At 32.7% G+C, this 4,346-nt stretch carries 4 protein-coding genes; all 4 read left to right on the forward strand.

Translation table 11 applies throughout. The features are described from left to right. Nucleotides 1–89 precede the first annotated feature (89 nt). Nucleotides 90–1,541: a GumC family protein gene (locus tag AB1414_16320; protein ID MEW6608983.1), complete on the forward strand. Its 1,452-nt coding sequence runs from the start codon at nucleotides 90–92 to the stop codon at nucleotides 1,539–1,541. 85 nt (nucleotides 1,542–1,626) lie between these two features. Beyond that, nucleotides 1,627–2,379 carry a CpsD/CapB family tyrosine-protein kinase gene (locus tag AB1414_16325; GenBank protein ID MEW6608984.1) on the forward strand — a complete coding sequence of 251 codons (753 nt, stop codon included), beginning with the start codon at nucleotides 1,627–1,629 and terminating at the stop codon, nucleotides 2,377–2,379. A gap of 120 nt (nucleotides 2,380–2,499) precedes the next feature. Further along, nucleotides 2,500–3,960, forward strand: coding sequence for a flippase (locus AB1414_16330; protein MEW6608985.1), 1,461 nt, complete (start codon nucleotides 2,500–2,502; stop codon nucleotides 3,958–3,960). Between the two features lie 250 nt (nucleotides 3,961–4,210). Then, a partial coding sequence (locus tag AB1414_16335) for a four helix bundle protein (protein MEW6608986.1) occupies nucleotides 4,211–4,346 on the forward strand: 136 nt, incomplete at its 3' end.

Raw genomic sequence — 4,346 nt, forward strand, 5'->3', positions numbered from 1 at the left:
AACCTAACCCCAATGTTTATAATATGTTACATATACCTACCTCACCTCCTAAACACCCCTAAAATCTACCTTCTTACTATTATAACCCCTTGATTTTACTGGAGTTAATAGGTCCAACCCTCATATTTAAGCGAAAGGTAATGATAGCTATTATTGCCCTGGTAACGATGATAATGGTCATAGCATATTATCTATTGGTAAGACCTGTTTATGAATCCACTTTGAAATTACTTATCGAATCGCCAAAGGGGAAAGATATACCGTTCACGGATAACTCCGGCCAGGTAGTTCCACTTAATCGAGCAGAATTCATAAAAACCCAAATTCAAATCATAAAAAGTTATTCTCTGGTAGAAAAGGTGGTAAAAAAATTACAGTTACATAAAAGAAAAATTACACCGAATTTGAAAGATAGAATAACTATTTTATTTCGGAAGGTTAAAAATTTACCACTACATCATACCGTTGATGTTTTAAGAAATAAAAAAATCTCGATAGAACAGACAAGAGGTACAGATATTGTGATGATAAAGGTTAGGGATATAGACCCGCTTGTCGCCGCAAATATAGCTAATACCCTGGCACAGGTGTATATGGATTATAGTATAAACATTAAAGGTAAAGAAGCCAGAAGTGCCTATGGCTTTATTAGTCAGCAAATTGAAACGACTGCACCAATACTTAAAAAACTCGAAAATGAATTGGAGAATTTTAAACAAAAAGGAAATATACTCTCTATTGATGTTGAAGCCAAAGAGAAAATCTCAACATTAGCCCAATTGGAAAGGGAATATCTGGCTACAAAAAAAGAAAGAACTGAATTATTAGCTAAATATCAAGATATTATAAAGAAACTTTCTCAGCAACCTGTAGAAAAAATCTTAGCCACTGATATTAAAAAAGACCCAATTGTTCAAGAGCTTAAATCAAAAATTATGGAGCTTGAATCGCAACTATCTTCTCTACTTCTAACATATGATAAAAACCATCCTAAAATCATAGAAATTACCGCTTCTATCGAGAAATTGAAGGAAGATTTGAAAAAGAATCTTGAAGAAAAAATAAGTGAAACTACTGTTACTACTGACCCAATTTATGACCAATTGAACACAGATAAAGTGGTTATAGAGACACAATTATCTTCATTAGAGGCAAAAGAAGCAACCTTACTTAAAAATATTTCTACTATACAATCCCAGGTGAATGAGTTGTCGAAAAAAGACCTCATCCTTAACCGGTATTTAAGAGAAATAAATACCTATAAAAACTTCTATACTGTTTTATTAGAAAAACAACAGGAAGCACTTTCTTCAGAAATAATAAAATTAGGGAATATACGAATTGTTGAATATGCAATTCCTGCCGCAAAACCCAAAAACTATCCTTTGCCTATTGCCCTTTTAATTAGTCTATTTGGAAGTTTGATGGTATCTATAATTCTATGTTTCTCTTTAGAATATTTTGATACCTCATTCAAAACCTCTATAGAAGTAGAAGAATATTTTCAAATTGATGTCCTGGGAACTATACCGAGAAGTTAGTAATTAAAAATTTAGAAAAAGGCTACAATCCTCTTAATTCTAAACACTTAATTTTTAAGTTTTAATCATACGAGGAAGTGGAAATATGATATTAAAAAATATCTGGCAAAACTGGAGAGGGATAAAGCAAGAAAAATATCCAGGACGGCTTTTATTAGATACTAAATTTGATTTAAAAAATCCCTTAGTTGTCTCTTTTTATAATCTTTTTGGTAAAATATATTATATCCTTAACGAGAAATCTATACAGCTAATCCTGCTTACCTCATCAATAGAAGGAGAAGGGAAGTCATTAATCACATCTAATTTGGGAATAATCCTGTCTGTCTTAGGTCAGAAAAAGGTTTTATTAGTAGATTGTGACTTTCATCATCCGCAACTACATCATATATTTGAAGTAGGAAGGGCAAAGGGGCTATCAGAATTATTAAGTGGTGATATAAAAATTGAAGAGGCAATTAAATTAACAAGAATTCCAAATCTTTTTCTATTAACAGTCGGTAAAACTCAGCTGACTACATCTATGCTTATCAGCTCAGAGCTTTTTAAAAATCTCCTTAAAGAACTCAAGGGAATTTATGACTTGATATTATTTGATTCATCTCCAGTAAATTTAACCCAGATACCTACAATGTTAGCTCCACTTATAGAGGGAGTAATATTTATTATACAAGCAGAAAGAACACAAAGGAAGATGATAGAATGTGCCCTTGAATCGCTTAAGAATTCAAAAGCAAATATATTAGGAAGTATTTTAAATATGAGAGATTATACTATACCAAAATACATATATAGTAAGCTATATCGTACCGCAGGAGACTATTACTATCAGAAGTAATGGAAAGTGTAAAATAAAGGATACGAGATATTTCATCTTCAATTTTTCATTATTCAGTTTACAGTTAATTTCTTCATATTACTTGACTTAGATAAATAGTTACGAATGGTGGCTCAATCTATGATGCAGACAACTGAAAGATTTACAGTAGTTAAAAATGTATTTTTTTATATTATAACCTGCGGACTGAGACTCCTCTCCTCTACCTTGCTCTTTATATGCATGGCAAGGATTTTGGGGGTTGAGGACTTTGGGAAATTTACATTTGCTTTATCTTTTATAGGCATATTTCTTGTTTTTGTGGATTATGGATTTAATGTGCGTATCATAAAAGAGGTTGCCGTGTTCTCTAAGAATGCCTTAGGGATTTCGAGTGATATTTTAATCAGCAAGGTTATTCTTTCAGTCATCTCAACTTTTGTCTTGTGTATAGTTTTGGAGGTGATGAACCATCCTGCTGAAATTAAGATTGTAGTCTTTGTATTATGGGTTGCGGTTATCCTTTATTCCTTTGGACTATATTTTAATGCTATATTCAGGGGATTGAATCAATTTCAGTATGAAACCTATCCAACCGTATTGTTTAATGGCATCCAGTTTTTCTTAATACTTATCCTTCTTTTGTTGAATTTTAAAGTTGTTGCTGTGGCTTTTGCCTATCTAATTGCAAGGATTATTTACTTTTTTGTTAGTCTCTTTCTTGTGTATAAAAAGTTCGGTAAACTCTCATTGAGATTTGATTTCTCAAGAGGGATAAAGGTAGTAAAAGACTCTTTCCCTTTTGGTAGCCAGGTTATCTTAACCACACTCTATCTTCAACTTGATACGGTTTTACTGTCTTATTTTAAAGGCAATACCGAGGTAGGATATTATCAGGCAGGGATGCGAATAGTAGTGGCAACGATGGTTATTTATGATGTTATAGTATCTTCTTATTTTCCTGTAATTTCAAAGAGAATAAAAATAGACTGGAAAGGGTTTAAAAAAAATGGCCTGGCATTAAATAAATATATGTTTCTTATAGGAGGAACTATAGCTACCTTCTTTTTGTTGTTTTCGGATATCGCTATCAGGTTAATCTATGGAGAGCAATATCTACATTCAATATTTATCATGCAGTTGCTTAGCGGGGTAATATTTTTAAGATTTGTTGGGGCGGCTTATCCTGATATTATTACTGCGGCAGATAACCAGAAATTAAGGGCAATCGGCGCGGCGGGAGCTGTTGTTGTTAATGTTATTTTTAACCTTATTTTGATACCTATCTATGGAGCTATTGGTGCCGCAATTGCAAACATAATTACTCATATCGTTTTAAATACAATTTATGTATTTTTTGTCATAAAACTTATTAAGGATATTTTTATTGATTCTGATTATGTGAAAGGGCTGATAATTCTTGCCTTAATTGTCGGAATATGCTTATTTTTAAAACAAATAGCTCCACTATTTTCAATTTTTACTTTTTGGGTTAGTTCTCTGCTAATGGTGATTGTTACTCTAACTAATGAAGAAAAGCAAACTATAAGATATATACTGAAGAAGGGAATATGGGATAGAAGAGTAGAGAGTGGAGAGTAGGAAAAAAGGTAACATTACTCTTTTTATTCCTTACATACTTATACTCGATATTCAAGTTTTTTTTAAGATTAAGTGGTTTATCCTTTTTTAACCGCAAAGAACGCAAAGAAATTAACCGCAAAGAACGCAAAGATTATAGTGCTCTGTTAAGATTGAAGTTGCATGTTACTTAGCCCTACAACGACATCTATGATTGATCCACAAATCAGGTGGTCTGGTGTCTGGGTGTCTAAGTGCCTGTGAGGTGGGTATGAGTGACGATAAGTATCGGCTGGATGATTTTGAGCTTTATCAACTGGCACTTAAGTTCCGACAAAATGTTTACAAGCTCATTAAACAGCTTCCATCTGAGGAGCGCTATTGTTTAGACCCGCAGATGAGAAAGG

The organism is bacterium (genome assembly GCA_040755795.1).
GTDB lineage: Bacteria > UBA9089 > CG2-30-40-21 > CG2-30-40-21 > SBAY01 > JBFLXS01.